This window comes from Prevotella melaninogenica (assembly GCF_003609775.1).
Classification (GTDB): domain Bacteria; phylum Bacteroidota; class Bacteroidia; order Bacteroidales; family Bacteroidaceae; genus Prevotella; species Prevotella melaninogenica_A.
In genome coordinates, this window is sequence record NZ_AP018049.1 from 739166 (window position 1) to 756304 (window position 17139).

Consider the following 17139-nt stretch of genomic DNA (forward strand, 5'->3'; position numbering starts at 1 on the left):
TATCTTATTAATTCCACTCTTTAATGTCTGCTTGACCTTCTATCTGTTGTTCGATATCATCTGGAAGTTGTGAGAAGAAATCCATTCCCGTGATTCGTTCTACCTCGTCAACAGTATTGACGTAGTCGGTCTTCTTATGTCCTTTGGCAGATGCGTTCCTACATATAAAACCAATAGCCTTCGGTTCGTCTTTCAAACGGAGGACAACCTTGAAGAAAGCCTCAGGTACTTGTACTTTGTTCTTTCCAATAGTCTTATGCTTTTGATTGAAATAGATAGGTCCACAGACGATATAGACATCGCTATACTCTTGTGCCCATGTACGGCATTGTTTCTCTATTGTGTTCCACAAGCCACTGTTTAGAGCTGGTATTTGCGGACAAATATTTGTCATTAGGAAACTCTGTTCCATTGCTTTTTGGCTCCAATGGTTATCACCAGCAGGACACATGTGTCCACGATCATATCCAGAGCGCATATAATCGTAGGTGTCAACGCGTGGTTCTGGAACCTCTTCGTCTGCTTGAAAGTTAATACCATTACGCTTAACTGGTCCGTTGGTATGGTTTGCTGTAAGGTGCCATGCCACCCAGTTAGGCGTACGTGTGTCGACATTATACGAAGTGGTATAACCTTCACGATAGAGTAGTAAAGATGGAACATTAGCTTTACTTATAGGAATTTCTAAACCTTGTTTTACCTCAAAACTACTCTTTTGAGTTGTCTTCTTTTTCCCATTTGTCTTTTGGGGAGAATCAGACTTATCGCTGTTATAGGATTCTACAAAGGGTTTGTCTAATGTTGAGAAATCTCCCTTCTTCTTCACTCCTTGGCAAGCAATAGCCATAAAGGATAGAGAGAGTATGATAATCTTAAAGAATATACGATTCATCTATTGATTTTCTTACTATAATCCCTCTTGAAACAGGTGCTTTGCTCTCTTATTTTATATTACTCTTAATGAAAGATGATAATAGTTTCCATATCAAATAACTGAATAGGAATAAATTAAAAGAAGCATATTTTGCTGTTAAGGGTTCAAACTTAAAGTAAATTGATTATGTTTACAAAGTTACTATTTTCTTGTTATTTAATTGGTGCTTTTCATTAAAGACTTTACTTAAAATCTGTCTTTTATTTGCTTTTTGGGGGTTTAGCGTATGGTTAAGAGTTTGTTCTTTGATTGAATATTTTATCCTTTAAGGTATGAAATATATTTACATAATTTCTTATTTTTAAGCCTTTTGAAATGTATAAAAGTGGGTTTTATGTTGTCTTTGTAACTTCTTTATATTCTGATAGTTATAAGGTTGTATTTTAAAAGGTGCTTACTTGGCTCCTTAAAGGGCGTTAGTTAGACCTCAAAAGGGCATCTTTTGAAAGCCAATTAAGGCTTAATTCAAACGCTGCTGAGCATGAATTGAAAATGAAGCAATGAAAAAATATTACAAAATATGTTTTATAGTTGTTACTCTATTCTATTTATACCTTATTTATATATGGTTATCTTTTTTCGTAGAAAACCTATAGAATATGATTGTTAAGTTGAGGTTAGTCATAAGAAAATGATTATCTTTTCATCACTTTTTTACTAAAATACTTGCAAGTATTGATTTTTAATCTTACTTTTGCAGTGTACTATTATAGTAGTACACTTAGGTTAAAAAAAATGAGAATAAAAAATGCAATCAAAGAAAACAATCTATTAAAAAGAAAAGCCTTATGATTCAAGTAAATGAACTGACTTTCAGCTATCCTAAAAGCAAGCACAACGTGTTTGAGGGGCTGAATCTACAACTCAATGAGAACCGAATTTACGGTCTCTTAGGAAAGAATGGTATGGGAAAGAGTACGCTGCTATACCTTATAGCTGGACTTCTGAAACCTAAGAAGGGTAGTGTTATCGTTGATGGTTACACCGCTTCATGCCGTTATCCAGAAATGTTAGAGGAACTGTATATTGTACCTGAGGAGTATGACTTGCCTAACATGTCACTCAGTAAGTATGCAAAGATTCATGAAGACTTCTATCCTCGATTCAGTGAGGAGGTTCTTGAGAAGTGCTTGACAGACTTTGAGATGTCCGTTGATATTGACTTTAAGCAACTCTCTATGGGACAGAAAAAGAAGGTGTATATGAGTTTTGCACTTGCTACTGGTTGTCGCCTTCTTCTGATGGATGAGCCAACTAATGGTCTTGATATTCCATCAAAGGCTCTCTTCCGTAAGGTTGTGGCAGGCAATATGGCAGAAGATTCATCGCTGATTATCTCTACCCATCAGGTACACGACGTTGAGCAGCTGCTTGATCATATCATCATCCTTGACAATTCACAAGTGATTGTGAACGCATCAACTGAGGATATAACAAATGATTACACCTTCGGTATTCGTCAACCTAACGAGATGGATGACAGCGTACTCTATGCAGAGCCATCCATTCAAGGCAACAACGTGATTGCACGACGTCAGACGGGTGACAATGAGACTACTATCAATCTTGAATTGTTGTTCAATGCAGCAACAACAGGTAAACTTAAATAAAACGAGGAGGAAGAGAATTATGAAGACAACATTTGCAAAAATCATTAATATCAGCCTAATCTCTGTAGCTTGCTTACTTGCTTTAAGTTCTTGCTACATCCGAAAAATTGACTACGGAAAGATGGTGACAGAGGAGGCCTCTGTTGATTCGTTTGACACGATAGACATCCGTGGAGCTGCTACTGTTTATATATCACAAGGTAAGAAGTACAGCTTAAAGTTTAAAGGGGAGGAGAAGCGACTTGATGTATTAAGTTTTGTCAATCCACAGAATAGACTGGTAATTGACATGAAAAACCTGATTCGCCACATAGGTTTTTTTAATGTGAGACCTTCAGATATGGTAACGCAAAGTATTGATATTTATATCACTACGCCAACACTCTCAAAGCTAAGTTGGAACAATTCTGCTACTGTTATTCTTTCAGATTCTTTTAAACTTGATAAGCTCAGCATTGATGCTCCTTTAGGTGGTAATCTGAAGATAAATAAGATGAATATCAATCAGTTGGAAGTCTCTATGGTGGGTTTTGGGGCTGTTGATGTTAAAAGCCTAACTGCTAAAAAGGTAATCTTTGATACCTATGGCGATATAGGCTTAGGTGTAAATTTCTATCGAACTGATACGGCAATTATCTCTGCGAAGGGTGAACCAAAGATCAATACTACGGGAACAACGCGCTTACCTTTGACCATGGTTACAAAGAAGGGAGCCGTTATTAAAGATAAAACAACAAGAATAAAATAGAATCAAGGAGGACATAAATTATGACAAAGTTTGATTTAGACCGTTTCGGTAATGTAATGAGCAGACTCTTGGTTATGTGCCAGCGCAAGATAAATGTAATCTTTATTACTTTTCTTATTATATTCTTAGCTCTTGCAATGTTCACTATACCTATGTTTTCTGGAAAGACGATGGATGATATTAGTTACAGGCAACTCGTCATTGACCTCGTACCTCTTAGGGGTTTTTCTCCAGTTGTCTTCTTCATGTTAGGTACATTTTTTATTCAAGACCTTGAAGGACGTCAGCAACGTATCAATGAATTGATGCTACCAGCTACTAATCTTGAGAAATTTGTTGCCCGTGTACTATTGGTTGCAGTGATTTATCCATTAGCTATTTGTGCATCTTTTATTGTTGCAGACGGATTACAGCAGTTGATTTCAATGATTATTGCACACGGAGAAAGGATGTCTATGGTGGTAGCCTACTTTGATGCTGATACGTATGTAAGTGCAGACTCACCCCTATGGACCAAGGCTTTGTCGACACTTTCGAACTATTCAATTGCTATCTTTGGAGGTTTACTCTTCCGCAAGTTAGCTTGGCTGAAGTCGATAGTTATTTATTTTGTAGTGATTATTCTTTCTTTTATAGGTTTTATCTACTTAAAGTTGTACCTTTACGAAAATACAGACTATGAGATTGTTTTTATAGAGAATCCTTATGCTTCTCTTATCTCGATTGGAGTAAGCCTATTGATGTTCTGGTCTTCCTACAAGATTTTCACGCATCTGCAGGTTATTAATAACCGATGGAGAAACTTTTAGTAAAGAGCTGATTAAATATTAAGGCTTATGAATTTTGAAAATAATAAGGCTATCTATGAGCAAATGGCTGACCGCCTTTGCGATGAGATCATAGCTGGAACCTATAAAGCTGACGACCGAATACCGTCTGTCCGGGAGTATGCGGTTATGCTGCAGGTGAATACGAACACTGCAGTGAAGGCCTATGAGCTACTTTCTCGTGAGGAGATTATATACAATCGGCGTGGACTTGGCTACTTCGTTTCAGCTGGTGCACGTGAGCAAATTATAATAGCTCGGCGTAAAACATTCCTTACACAGTCTCTTCCCTCTGTCTTTCGTGAGATGAAACTATTAGGAATAACAATAGAAGATATAGAGAAAGAGTGGGAAAAAGCGCAACAATGACAGCCTCTTTCTAAATGGATAATAAGTAAGAGGGTTCTCTCTCTATCATGATCTGATAATAAAACTGAGGGATGCACAGGCTGAAGTGCATCCCTCACTTTATCAACACTTACGGATATATAGGTTTAAGATTTTGTGTTTGCTGTCATTCCTGTCATGCAGAATTAAACGTTAAGAAATTGATTATAAGTCTGTTATAAGCAAATGTTAAAATGACAGTAAACTATTCTTAAACATATAATAGAGATAAAAACCTATGGTATCAGAAATGTACTTGTATGAAAGAGTTACATTCAAGTTACCATAGGTTTGTGCTTATTACTTCGTCTGCTCAATGATAGCATTTTTAATCAAGCCCTCCAACTCTTCTGCAAGTTCTGGATTATCCTTGATCATAGTCTTAGTTGCATCACGTCCCTGTGCGAGTTTGGTTCCATTGTAGCTAAACCAGCTACCACTCTTCTGGATAATACCATACTGAACACCCAAGTCAACAATCTCGCCAATCTTTGAAATACCCTCACCAAAGGTAATCTCAAACTCTGCCTTGCGGAAAGGAGGAGCAACCTTGTTCTTTACAATCTTCACACGAACCTGATTACCGATAACCTGATCGCCATCCTTGATAGATGTAACACGGCGGATGTCAAGGCGTACAGAGCTATAGAACTTCAGCGCGTTACCACCAGTCGTTGTCTCAGGGTTACCAAACATCACACCAATCTTCTCACGTAGCTGGTTGATGAAGATACAGCATGTATTGGTCTTTGAGATGGTTGAGGTGAGTTTACGCAATGCCTGACTCATCAGTCGTGCTTGCAGACCTACGGCAGAGTCGCCCATATCGCCCTCAATCTCTTTCTTTGGAGTCAATGCTGCAACTGAGTCGACAACGAGGATGTCAATAGCAGAAGAGCGAATCAGCTGGTCGGCAATCTCTAAAGCCTGCTCACCATTGTCTGGCTGTGAAACCCAAAGATTATCAACATCCACACCTAATTTCTCTGCATAGAAACGATCGAAGGCGTGCTCAGCATCAATGAAGGCTGCAATACCGCCCTGCTTCTGTGCCTCTGCAATAGCGTGAATGGCCAATGTAGTCTTACCAGAACTTTCTGGACCATAAATCTCAATGATTCTACCACGTGGATAACCACCCACTCCGAGTGCAGTGTCAAGTGCAACACTACCTGTCGGGATAACCTCCACCTGTTCTATTTGTTCGTCGCCCATACGCATGATGGACCCTTTACCAAAGTCTTTTTCTATCTTAGACATTGCTGCCTGCAAGGCTTTCAGTTTTCCTTCAGCTGACGATGTCGTACCTGTATCTTCTTTTGCCATATACTATTATCTTGTTTTTGATTGATAAAACATTATTTATTCTTCTTTCTACTCTTTGGATAAGGCAATACCTCTGCCAAGATCTTAACGACCTTGACAGCAAAATCAGATCTTGAAACATCTAACACATAGTGTTCCTTAGCTCCTTCATAAGGGAATCCACGTTCGGCAGATAACATCATTGATTTAATTGCCTCGTGTTCTTTGACATAAGGAATATTGTCACAGACTATGATAACAGGCTTTTCGTCAACATAAACCATGTATTCACCAAACATCTTCCTACATCTCACAGTCCCTGCAGCAGCTATCTGACTACTGACAAATTCAATAAAGTCTAAAGAGCAAGCCATCTTCTTATAGTTCTAAATCACCACCAAACTCTTCATGCCAAGGTAAGCCCTGCTTATTGAGTACCTCCAAGAATGGATCTGGGTCGAAGTCTTCCACATTCCATACACCTGGTTTTCTCCAAAGTCCCTTGAAGAACATCATTGCACCAGCCATTGCCGGTACGCCAGTAGTATAGCTCACTCCCTGCATACCTGTTTCGTTGTAAGCATCTTGATGCTTGCAGTTATTATAGATGTAATAAGTCTGCTCCTTACCATCCTTGATACCACGAATACGGCAGCCGATAGAAGTCTCACCATCATAGTTCTCACCGAGGTCCTGTGGGTTAGGCAACACAGCCTTCAAGAACTGTAAAGGTACAATATTAACCTTCACTGTCTTACCAGAACCGTCTGCCAATGGTGCTTCATACTCAATCTCGTCGATACGGCTCATACCAAGATTCTGGATACAATCGAGGTAAGTGAGGTACTGCTGACCAAAGGTCATCCAGAAACGTGCACGCTTAATCGTAGGATAGTTCTTAACCAATGACTCCAACTCTTCGTGGTGCATCAAGTATGAGTCACGAGGTCCGATATTTGGATAGGTTATGTCCTGATGTACTACCAATGGGTCAGTCTCAATCCATTTGCCATTCTCGTAATAAAGACCCTTCTGGGTAATCTCACGGATATTGATTTCTGGGTTGAAGTTAGTTGCAAACGCCTTGTGGTGGTTACCTGCATTACAGTCAACAATATCAAGATAATGAATCTCATCAAAGTGATGCTTTGCTGCGTATGCGGTATAAGCCTGTGACACTCCAGGGTCGAAACCACAGCCGAGGATTGCTGTCAAGCCAGCCTGCTCGAACTTATCTTTATAAGCCCACTGCCAACTGTACTCGAAGTGTGCCTCATCTTTTGGCTCATAGTTTGCGGTGTCAAGATAGTTGCAACCGCAAGCTAAGCAGGCATCCATGATAGTGAGGTCCTGATAAGGGAGTGCAAGATTGATAACCAGCTCTGGCTTGAATGAGTTGAAGAGTGCCTTCAACTGCTCAACATCGTCTGCATCAACTTGTGCAGTCTTGATGTCAGCCTTGTAGCCCTTATCATGAATTGCCTTAACCAGTTCGTCACATTTCTCCTTACGACGGCTGGCAATCATGAACTCTGTAAACACGTCCTGATTCTGGACAATCTTAAAAGCGGCTACAGTAGCTACGCCACCTGCGCCAATCATTAAAACTTTTCCCATAGTTCAATTCAATTCCCTATCATTTATTCCTATTTCTCTCTCCGAAGAAGAGAGTAAAAGAATGTTATGTTGGGAATCCTTGTTTATTATTATTATTTTATTTTTTACTTAATCTTTTGTTCAATCTCTGATGAGGAAATACCCATTGCGTTAAGGAGCGAATAACCTAAAATCTGCTGTTTGAAGTTACCTCCTTCGAGTGGTTGCATTGCAAACAATGTAATATGCTTTAATTCATCATCTGCATCGCGAAGGGTAGAACGAAGTGTACTCATTAAATGGCTGTCCTCAGCATTTGGTACAAGCATAATACGCTTAATCTCTTCATGACTAAGAACCGTTTTTAGAAGGTCGAGAAGAACGTTGTTTTTTTCAGCTACTTCATCGCTTGTAACAATAGAATTGATAATGAATTCGCCAAGCTGTGGGTCCTTGAATGCCTGCCCATTCAGTTCTTTCACATAATCCGCTGGAGCAAAATTCTCAAGTTTTGGATTCTTTTTATCATGTAAAAGCACCACTTGTGTCTCGTGATTTCCAGGCTTCAAACGTCCATCAAGGGCAATGTTAACAGCCCACTGACTGAAATCAGCAGCGGGAATACGACGGTTCAACATTCGCTCAAAGTTGACAATGAGGTCGAAAGCGACATGGTCTATGTAATCACCATCCACAATGATGATGTTCTCACTCCATTTAATGTTCTGTGCTTCTTGTGCATTCATAGCTACAAAGATACATTAAATCAAGCGAAATGCAAAATAAATAAGGTCGTTTTTATTGCTTTATTGACTTGCGTGATTTATAGATAAATAGAATTATAGCAATAATAATAAGAGAGAATGGTACTATTGATGACATGATAATTAATTTGACAGAACATACTGTAATATACAATATAGCCAACAATAGGATTGGCATTATATCACGAAGAGCTTTAGGATTCCTGTTCTTTCGAGATTTTTCGCTCATAAGACTTGTGTCGTATGGATGCTTTTCTTGGTTGACAATCAGCAAGAATATGATTAATGAAATAACTGGGAGTGTCAGTATAAGATACTTAGAACCATAGCTTTCTGCTTCTCCACCAATGTTCCAATGTAGGATAATAGTCTCAGGTCCACTCAGAACACAATATAATGCAATTATTGTAATTGCAATGATAATGGCTAATGATAGAATTTTACTTTTCATATTATGATTGTTGTTGATGTTAGAAGAGTCAGTTCTTATGACAAAAATACAATTTATTTTGTAAAATACAAAGCAAATACACTTTTTATTATATAAGCCACAATATTGTATTTGCTTCTGAAAACCAGGGCCCTAAGCACATCGGTTGAGATTGTTTTTAGTAGTATAGCTTGTTCTTAATAATAAGTTGAATTTATTTCGGTAGTATATTCCAATGTGTTTATTACTCCACACCAATGGTGCTCACCATTAACACCATTGGTGCGAAGCCTTAGCACGGCATGTGTTGGATAGTGATACATTGGTTAATGATATTGAAAGAGAGGTATTAAGGTTGTTGTTTTGATGGGAGTATGACGCTAATACATATATAATAAAGTTTAGTAAGTTGCACGAATAGGTATAAAAAAAGAGGCTCCTCCATAATGAAGAAGCCTCTTTGCGTATGTTATATAGTGTTTTAACTATATCTTTTTAATCTGTACGTTAGGCGATTATGCCTCCTCGCTCCAGTCTTCCTGAGTCTTGCGAACATAGCTCTTGTAACGGAGCTTAGCCATATCCTCACAAGCCTTGAAGAGCTCCTCACCCTCATTTGGATAAGCCTTGAGGACAGAGAGGAAACGAACCTCACTATGAAGGAAGTCTTGGAACTTATCCCATTCTGGTTCCTTAGAATCGAGTGAGAATGGGTTCTTACCCTCTTCAGCCAACAGTGGGTTGTAACGCCAGAGCTGCCAGTAACCACAAGCAACAGCATTTGCTTCCTGAGCCTGGCTACGACCCATACCACCCTTCACCTTCAAACCATGGTTGATACATGGAGAGTAAGCGATGATGAGTGATGGTCCAGGATATGCCTCAGCCTCACGGATAGCCTTCAATGTCTGTGCATTGTCAGCACCCATAGCAATCTGAGCTACGTAAACATAACCGTATGTAGTTGCCATCAAACCGAGGTCCTTCTTGCGGATACGCTTACCCTTAGCTGCGAACTGAGCAATAGCACCGAGTGGAGTAGCCTTAGAACTCTGACCACCAGTGTTAGAGTAAACCTCAGTATCGAGAACCAAGATGTTAACGTCCTCACCAGAAGCGATAACGTGGTCGAGACCACCATAACCGATATCGTATGAAGCACCGTCACCACCGATAATCCACTGGCTACGCTTAACGAGATAGTGGTCGAGAGTCTTCAGTTCTGCGCATACAGGGCAACCCTTCTCTGCACCAGCAGCGATCAATGGCTTCAACTTAGCAGCAGCAACCTTTGATGCATCAGCATCCTCCATGTTGTCGAGCCACTCCTGTGCAGCCTCCTTGAACTCAGCAGGTGTATGGTCGTTAGCCATAGATTCGTTAAGAAGTACAGCGATACGCTCGCGCATCTTCTTGTTACCCATAGCCATACCCATACCAAACTCACAGAAGTCCTCGAACAGTGAGTTATTGAATGCAGGACCATGACCATCCTCGTTAGTTGTGTAAGGAGTTGATGGTACTGAAGCTGAGTAAATTGAAGAACAACCAGTAGCGTTTGCAATCATCTCACGATCACCGAAGAGCTGTGAAACGAGCTTAACGTATGGAGTCTCACCACAACCAGCACAAGCACCAGAGAACTCGAATAATGGCTGAGCAAACTGAGAGTTCTTAGCGTTAGACTTGATATCAACGAGATGCTGCTTAGTCTTAACGTTCTTAACGAGGTAGTCCCAGTTAGCTGCACGGTGGTTAGCCTCTTCCTCGCCAGCAACGAACTGTGTCATAGAGAGAGCCTTGTTACCCTTCTTACCTGGACAAACATCAGCACAGTTGCTACAACCTGTACAGTCGAGAACTGATACCTCAATGCGGAACTGCATTCCCTTGAGCTGCTTTGGAGCGATGATGTCGAGAGTCTCCTCATTGAAGTTAGCCTTCTCTGCCTCATCCAATACGAATGGACGGATACAAGCGTGAGGACAAACGTATGAACACTTGTTACACTGGATACAGTTCTCTGCATCCCACTTTGGAACGAAGGTAGCAACACCGCGCTTGTCGAAAGCTGCTGTACCTACTGACCAAGTACCGTCAACAGTACCATGATTAACGAAGTCAGAAACCTTCAAGAGGTCACCTGCCTGTGCATTCATTGGGCGAACAAGCTCCTTAACGAATGCTGGTGCATCGTCTGCTTTAGCATCGTCATCAGAGAGGTTAGCCCAAGCTGGATCAACAGCCAACTGCTTGTACTCGTTACCACGGTCAACAGCAGCAAAGTTCTTGTCTACAACGTCCTGACCCTTCTTACTGTAACTCTTAACGATAAACTTCTTCATCTGGTCAACTGCAAGGTCGAGAGGAATAACCTCTGTAATACGGAAGAATGCAGACTGGAGGATAGTATTGGTACGGTTACCGAGGCCAATCTCTTGTGCAATCTTTGTAGCGTTGATATAGTAAACGCTGATATTGTTCTTAGCGAAGTAGCGCTTTACCTTATTAGGAATGAAGTGTACAAGCTCCTCACCATCAAAGATTGTGTTCAACAAGAATGTACCGTTCTTACGCAAACCACGTGTAACGTCGTACATGTTCAAGTAAGCCTGAACGTGACAAGCCACGAAGTTTGGAGTATTTACCTGATAAGTAGAACGGATTGGATTATCACCGAAACGGAGGTGAGAACATGTGAAACCACCAGACTTCTTAGAGTCGTATGAGAAGTAAGCCTGACAGTACTTATTGGTGTTGTCACCGATAATCTTTACTGAGTTCTTGTTAGCACCAACGGTACCGTCAGCACCAAGACCGTAGAACTTAGCCTCGTAAGTACTTTCACCACCCAATGGAATCTCCTCAACCTCTGGGAGAGAAGTGAAGGTAACGTCATCAACGATACCTACTGTGAAGTGGTTCTTTGGCTCTGGCAACTCGAGGTTGTCATAAACAGCGATAATCTTAGCTGGTGTTGTATCTGAAGAACCGAGACCATAACGACCACCAACGATCAATGGCTTGTTCTCAACATCGTAGAATGCGCTCTTAACATCGAGGTACAATGGCTCACCCTCTGCACCTGGCTCCTTAGTACGGTCAAGAACAGCGATGCGCTTAACAGACTTTGGAACTGCAGCGAGCAAGTGCTTAACAGAGAATGGACGATAAAGGTGTACAGCAACCATACCAACCTTCTTACCCTGAGACATCAAGTAGTCGATAGCTTCACGAGCTGCCTCAGTAGCTGAACCCATCAAGATGATGATGTTCTCTGCATCCTTAGCACCATAGTAATCGAAGAGATGATACTCACGACCAGTAATCTTTGATACTTCGCCGAGATAGTGCTCAACAACCTCTGCTACATTCTCGTATGCACTATTAGATGCCTCACGATGTGTGAAGAATGTCTCAGGGTTCTCAGCTGTACCACGTACAACTGGACGCTCTGGTGACATAGCACGGTCACGGAAACGCTTGATATCCTCCTCGTCAACTAATGGGCGAATATCCTCTGCATCGATGCACTCAATCTTATGATACTCGTGTGATGTACGGAAACCGTCGAAGAAGTTGATGAATGGTACTGATGTCTTCAATGTAGCAAGGTGAGGAACTGCAGAGAGGTCCATAACCTCCTGAACAGAACCTGAACAGAACATTGCGAAGCCTGTCTGACGGCAAGCCATTACGTCCTGGTGGTCACCGAAGATACAAAGAGCGTGACTTGCGAGTGTACGTGCTGAAACGTTGAATACACATGGCAAAAGTTCACCAGCGATCTTGTACATGTTAGGAATCATCAAGAGAAGACCCTGTGATGCGGTGAAGGTTGTTGTGAGAGCACCAGACTGCAGTGAACCGTGTACGGCACCTGCTGCGCCACCCTCTGACTGCATCTCCTGAACGCTTACAGTCTGACCCCAAAGGTTCTTACGTCCGCGTGCTGACCACTCGTCTACGTGCTCAGCCATTGGAGATGATGGAGTGATAGGATAGATAGCTGCTACCTCAGAGAACATGTAGCTCACATGAGCAGCGGCCTCGTTACCATCACAAGTGATAAACTTCTTTTCTTTAGCCATTTTGAAATTTATTAAATGAATATTTTATAATGTTTTTGGTCTTGCCTAATAAAGGAAACCCATTAGCCAAAGTGGTACTTGATTGTCTTTACCCACTTCGGTGTTGTATATAGTATAGGTTGTGTCACTGCTAAAACGTTTTTTAGCCTTTCCAGTATCACATACCTTAAACTTTTCTTTTTGATTGATAATATATGTACCTTGTTTATTACCTTCATTTACCGAGCATACTTCTTGTAACGCATTTACAAAGAATGTCTCCATAAGCTGCTGTTCATCAAGTTGGATAGGATAGATGGCATATATCAAGTTTGAGTTTTGCAACATAACCTTTGCAGGTTTCTTTGGAAACTCCTGCCCAACAGGATAAACAAGGTTGATAAGCCGTGCGTCAGCAAGATTCTTGATATAATTCATCACCGTAGCACGGCTGGTATTGATATCTTTAGCAAGGTTGCTGATGTTTGGAGCCTTAGGACCTTCCAAGGCGAGAAGGTAAAATAACTTTTTAATCTTGGTCAGATATTTCAAGTCAATTTGCTTGATGAGAAGGATATCTACCTCAGTCATCATGTTCATCGTCTTCAGTAGATTCTCTGAGAAGTTGCGATGCTCTAAGAAGAAAGGGTAAAAGCCGTGATGAATATAGTCCGCAAAGAACTTCATCGGACTTACCTTTGAGAGGATCTCTCTTGTAATCTCCTCATGGTTGTTTATGATATCCTTTAGTGTGTAAGGCTCAAACTGTTGGTTGGTTTGTAAGTTCAAGTACTCACGGAAAGAGAAGCCTCGAAGGTTATAGCTCTTAACAATGCCATTAAGTTCGGGATTTTCTTCTTTCAGTCTCATGACGCTTGAACCAGTGAAGACAATCTTCAACTCTGGATAATTGTCATAACATTGACGAAGCTCATGACTCCAGTCTGGCTGTTTAAATACTTGATCAATCAACAAGACTTTTCCTCCGTGACGATAAAACTCGCCAGCGAAGTCTGCTATACCTCTGCCTTGGAAGTAAAAGTTATTCATGTTTACATAAAGGCATTGGCGATCAGTAGAGCCATAACGCTCTTTGGCATATTGTAGGAGGAAGGTCGTTTTGCCTACGCCTCGCGTACCCTTGATGCCGATGAGCCGGTCGTCCCAATTAATTTCATCCATGAGACGACGACGCACTGGGGCATTTACATGCTCCACCAAGTAAGTATGCGTGCGAAAGAATGCGTCCATCTTGTTCTCGTTATATAATGTTATGCAAATGCAAAGTTACTGTTTTTTTCTCTAATTTGCAAACTATAGATAGCAAAAAATGATTTTTTTGTTTTTATTTTGTGTTACATTTGCTTTGATGTACCTTTGCACAGCATTAACAAAAGAATTCAATGACATTACACGTATTTAACCCCGAACATGATATAGCATTAGCTTATGATAACAAATACTTTACAGCTCCACACGCAGGTAGGCAGCTGCGTCATGATTTAGATTATCTGCCAGTCCTCTGGGCAGAGGAAGGCGACTTTGTGCTTGTAGAAAACGTGAACTCTGCTCAGCAGCATGCGCTCCGGCTTCAACGTTATGGTAAGCAAGTGCAATTTGTAGATAGAAATGATGTGGAACGTCTGTCAGAACAGATAGATAGAGTCTTGCCGTGGGGGTGGGACTCTTCTGTTAAGTTTCAGTTGGAACAGATGGGTGTTAGTGGTTCGGTACTACCTGATGATGAGGTGCTTGCTGACATTCGTAAACTTAGTAATCGTCAGTTTTCTTCTGATGTTTTAAAGGAGTTACAGGGGTGTCTTAATCATCCAATACTGCTGGGTAAGGCTTTCTATGTTGATAGCCTTTCTGATTTAGAAAATATTCTTAAAGAAAAAGGAAAGATTGTTATTAAGGCTCCTTGGAGTAGTAGTGGGCGAGGAGTGCGCTATATTGATACTGTTTTGGATGCTGCTTTAGCTAATTGGGCTAAGAATGTAATAAAGACGCAAGGCGGTATTATGATAGAACCTTATTATAATAAGGTGAAGGACTTTGGTGTGGAATTTTATTCTGATAATGAAGGAGTTCACTATGCAGGCCTATCAGTCTTTCATACTGTTAATGGAGCGTATATCGGTAATAGTCTTGCTGACGAGGAAGAGAAGCAATCAATTTTGTCAACCTATATATCGAATGAATTATTGATTAAGGTGATATCAACCTTAGAACAGTTGCTTACTGTAAAGTTGAGAGGAGTTTATACTGGTGCGTTAGGTGTTGATATGATGATTGTAGCTGCTGACGAGGACTTTATGCTTCACCCAGTTGTGGAAATCAATCTAAGGCGTACAATGGGGCATGTTGCCTTGGGTTTGTCTGCTTGGGAAGAACTCCATGACAGAATGATGCGAATAGATTATGATGGATCGCATTATTACCTTCATATAGTCCATAAGGATAGATAGTGTTTGCAATCAAACAATTGTTTACAACAAGGGTATATGAGGTGAAATTAACTCTTGTTTTGCAATGTGTTAATCTATAGCACGAATGGTGTTTGCCCTTAGCACGAGTGGTGTTAACCCTTAGCACCACATGTGCTGGGCTACAGAATTTTATTAATAAAGGGGATAAAAGGCTTTTGACTGTCATTAATCATACTTATAGTAATATACTAATGACAATCTAATGTGAGAAATGTTTACCAAGCGGTAGTATTATACAATAATATTTCCGTAGCGTTGTAAGCTTGTAATTTACTCGCAAACTCATTCTTATTCAGCTATATGTAGCCGAATAAGATGTGAAATATTGTACTTTAGTTCGTTAAGAGTTTAATAGCCTTAGTTGTTATACAACCAATAAGCCAATCCTACAACTGCTAAGGCGAAGAATGTCATTACAATCTTCATTACCTTGTTTAATACCTTACGGCGGCGTGCTGCCGATGAAGAAGAAGGTTTGATACCTCCAGTCTGATAGTCGATGTGCTGATGTCTTGTCATGTTTTAGAGTTTGTACGAGGAGGTCTTTCCGTGAATGGTGTAAAACCTTCGTTTGTTAATATATATTTACATTAGTTGTGGCAAAGATACAAAAAATCACGGATACAACCTAATGTATCCGTGATTTTTTAATTTTAATTTATTTTAGAATCGGAAACTTAATTCTAAGTCAAACATTGAGTAGTTTGGTTTTCCGTTAGGACCATTCATTGAGCGATCGTGAACATGAGAATAAATACCACTTAATGCAAGGGTTTTGGTGAATTCATAATCAAGGCCTATGTCGTACTGTGTACGCTGTTTTGCTGCACCATCAGATGGCTGATACATATCGTAACGTGCCTTTGCGTGTAGCTTATTAGGAATAATAGGCGCAATCACGAGTGCATAAACACCTTGAGCCTTGTCGCCATCTGCGCTGAGATTACAGTCAGTTGCAGCAGCTGCGTCTGTATTGCTAAGTGACTTTGCAAAGGCGTAACCTGTTGAATGAACATACTCAGAACGAATTGTCCAGTCTTTTACTTTGTACTCTGCTGATATGGCATAGCGACGCTGTTGTAAGCTGCGAACACCATTTATAGTTGCACCTGCGTCATCAAGCCATGAACCCTTACGTGCATAAGAACCAGTCCATCCAAACCAACCTAAGCGCATACCTTCTACAGGCATAATCCAAATACCACCAATGATATTCTTCTGTTGGTCAGCATCTCTTACGTTGATACCCTGACCATTAAATACACCTACTTGATAGTGAACAAGATTTCTACCTGCATTGGTTTTTAGGAAATCACCTTGTATCTGTACACCGATATCACGGCCATTAGAAGGGTGTGCACCTGCTCGATCAGAGAAGCTTGCCAACTTCAGAACACTTTGAGCTACACTCATAAAGCCTTGGTCGATAGGGTGGATAGGATTGTCAAAGGTAAATGGGTTCTTGAACTGACCTGCCTTAATACGGAAAAAATCATACTTCTGCCATTCAATGAAGAGGTCAAGTAAACGTGGCGATGCGCCCAGTGTCGATGTGTTACCATTGAATTGTAGCTGTGCTTTCCAAGCCCAGTCATTAAGAATACGGCCATCAAGTGAAACACGACCTAAGCGGAGGTTGAACGTGTTTGACTTATTGTTGTTCATACCATTGTATTGGTACTGAGCAATACCGAAGCCAGACAGTTTTACGTTATTAATCCACTTGGGTACTTCCTGTGCTTCTTGTGCTTTGCCGAGGAGTGAGCATAGCATCATTGCTGATAGGATAATTGTTTTTCTCATAACTTTATGAATTTAGGTAATGATAATATTTTTAGGTTGATAACTCGGCTGTTAACGATGCAAAGATAGTATTTTATCAAATACTAACAAAATATTATGCTGTTTTTGTCATGCCTTTTTCTTGGTAATAGCTGGTGATATGGACTGTCTATATATATAAGGTGGAATTGCCTACT

At 40.5% G+C, this 17139-nt stretch carries 15 protein-coding genes; 5 read left to right on the forward strand and 10 right to left on the reverse strand.

Annotated features, from left to right (window positions below):
- Nucleotides 1-7: 7 nt before the first annotated feature.
- A complete protein-coding gene (locus PMEL_RS02925) occupies nucleotides 8-892 on the reverse strand; it encodes a DNA/RNA non-specific endonuclease (protein WP_120173895.1) in 885 nt (294 codons plus the stop codon).
- Between the two features lie 830 nt (nucleotides 893-1722).
- On the opposite strand from PMEL_RS02925, the gene PMEL_RS02930 reads away from it, so the two are divergent.
- Genes PMEL_RS02930 through PMEL_RS02945 form a run of 4 tightly spaced genes read left to right on the forward strand, consistent with a single transcriptional unit; the run spans nucleotide 1723 to nucleotide 4488 of the window.
- Nucleotides 1723-2544: an ATP-binding cassette domain-containing protein gene (locus tag PMEL_RS02930; RefSeq protein ID WP_120173896.1), complete on the forward strand. Its 822-nt coding sequence runs from the start codon at nucleotides 1723-1725 to the stop codon at nucleotides 2542-2544.
- A gap of 19 nt (nucleotides 2545-2563) precedes the next feature.
- Nucleotides 2564-3292 carry a GIN domain-containing protein gene (locus PMEL_RS02935; protein ID WP_120173897.1) on the forward strand — a complete coding sequence of 243 codons (729 nt, stop codon included), beginning with the start codon at nucleotides 2564-2566 and terminating at the stop codon, nucleotides 3290-3292.
- A gap of 20 nt (nucleotides 3293-3312) precedes the next feature.
- Nucleotides 3313-4101 (forward strand): hypothetical protein, encoded by a 789-nt coding sequence (locus tag PMEL_RS02940; RefSeq protein WP_120173898.1) that lies wholly within the window; start codon nucleotides 3313-3315, stop codon nucleotides 4099-4101.
- A 27-nt stretch (nucleotides 4102-4128) separates the two neighbouring features.
- Nucleotides 4129-4488, forward strand: a complete 360-nt coding sequence (locus tag PMEL_RS02945; protein WP_013264829.1) for a GntR family transcriptional regulator — start codon at nucleotides 4129-4131, stop codon at nucleotides 4486-4488.
- A 318-nt stretch (nucleotides 4489-4806) separates the two neighbouring features.
- Here PMEL_RS02945 and recA read toward each other — a convergent pair whose 3' ends face one another.
- The 7 genes from recA to PMEL_RS02980 form a co-directional block, all read right to left on the reverse strand.
- Complete coding sequence (gene recA / locus PMEL_RS02950; RefSeq protein ID WP_120173899.1) at nucleotides 4807-5832, reverse strand: recombinase RecA; 1026 nt, start codon at nucleotides 5830-5832, stop codon at nucleotides 4807-4809.
- A gap of 32 nt (nucleotides 5833-5864) precedes the next feature.
- Nucleotides 5865-6185, reverse strand: coding sequence for a TfoX/Sxy family protein (locus tag PMEL_RS02955; protein ID WP_120173900.1), 321 nt, complete (start codon nucleotides 6183-6185; stop codon nucleotides 5865-5867).
- A 4-nt stretch (nucleotides 6186-6189) separates the two neighbouring features.
- Entirely contained in the window at nucleotides 6190-7428 is a 1239-nt protein-coding gene (locus tag PMEL_RS02960; RefSeq protein ID WP_120173901.1) for a saccharopine dehydrogenase family protein, read from the reverse strand.
- Nucleotides 7429-7532: 104 nt separating this feature from the next.
- Nucleotides 7533-8153, reverse strand: a complete 621-nt coding sequence (locus PMEL_RS02965) for a DUF6621 family protein (protein WP_120173902.1) — start codon at nucleotides 8151-8153, stop codon at nucleotides 7533-7535.
- Nucleotides 8154-8205: 52 nt separating this feature from the next.
- Complete coding sequence (locus tag PMEL_RS02970; protein ID WP_120173903.1) at nucleotides 8206-8622, reverse strand: DUF1648 domain-containing protein; 417 nt, start codon at nucleotides 8620-8622, stop codon at nucleotides 8206-8208.
- A gap of 494 nt (nucleotides 8623-9116) precedes the next feature.
- Nucleotides 9117-12692 carry a pyruvate:ferredoxin (flavodoxin) oxidoreductase gene (nifJ, locus tag PMEL_RS02975; RefSeq protein ID WP_120173904.1) on the reverse strand — a complete coding sequence of 1192 codons (3576 nt, stop codon included), beginning with the start codon at nucleotides 12690-12692 and terminating at the stop codon, nucleotides 9117-9119.
- 45 nt (nucleotides 12693-12737) lie between these two features.
- Entirely contained in the window at nucleotides 12738-13922 is a 1185-nt protein-coding gene (locus tag PMEL_RS02980) for an ATP-binding protein (protein ID WP_120173905.1), read from the reverse strand.
- 152 nt (nucleotides 13923-14074) lie between these two features.
- On the opposite strand from PMEL_RS02980, the gene PMEL_RS02985 reads away from it, so the two are divergent.
- Nucleotides 14075-15139 carry a hypothetical protein gene (locus PMEL_RS02985; protein WP_120173906.1) on the forward strand — a complete coding sequence of 355 codons (1065 nt, stop codon included), beginning with the start codon at nucleotides 14075-14077 and terminating at the stop codon, nucleotides 15137-15139.
- Nucleotides 15140-15517: 378 nt separating this feature from the next.
- Here the strand turns inward: PMEL_RS02985 and PMEL_RS12190 are convergent, their stop codons facing one another.
- Both PMEL_RS12190 and PMEL_RS02990 read right to left on the reverse strand, forming a co-directional pair.
- Nucleotides 15518-15679, reverse strand: a complete 162-nt coding sequence (locus PMEL_RS12190) for a hypothetical protein (protein WP_172586737.1) — start codon at nucleotides 15677-15679, stop codon at nucleotides 15518-15520.
- 144 nt (nucleotides 15680-15823) lie between these two features.
- On the reverse strand, nucleotides 15824-16963 hold the full coding sequence (locus PMEL_RS02990) for a porin (RefSeq protein WP_120173907.1): 1140 nt from the start codon (nucleotides 16961-16963) through the stop codon (nucleotides 15824-15826).
- Nucleotides 16964-17139 lie beyond the last annotated feature (176 nt).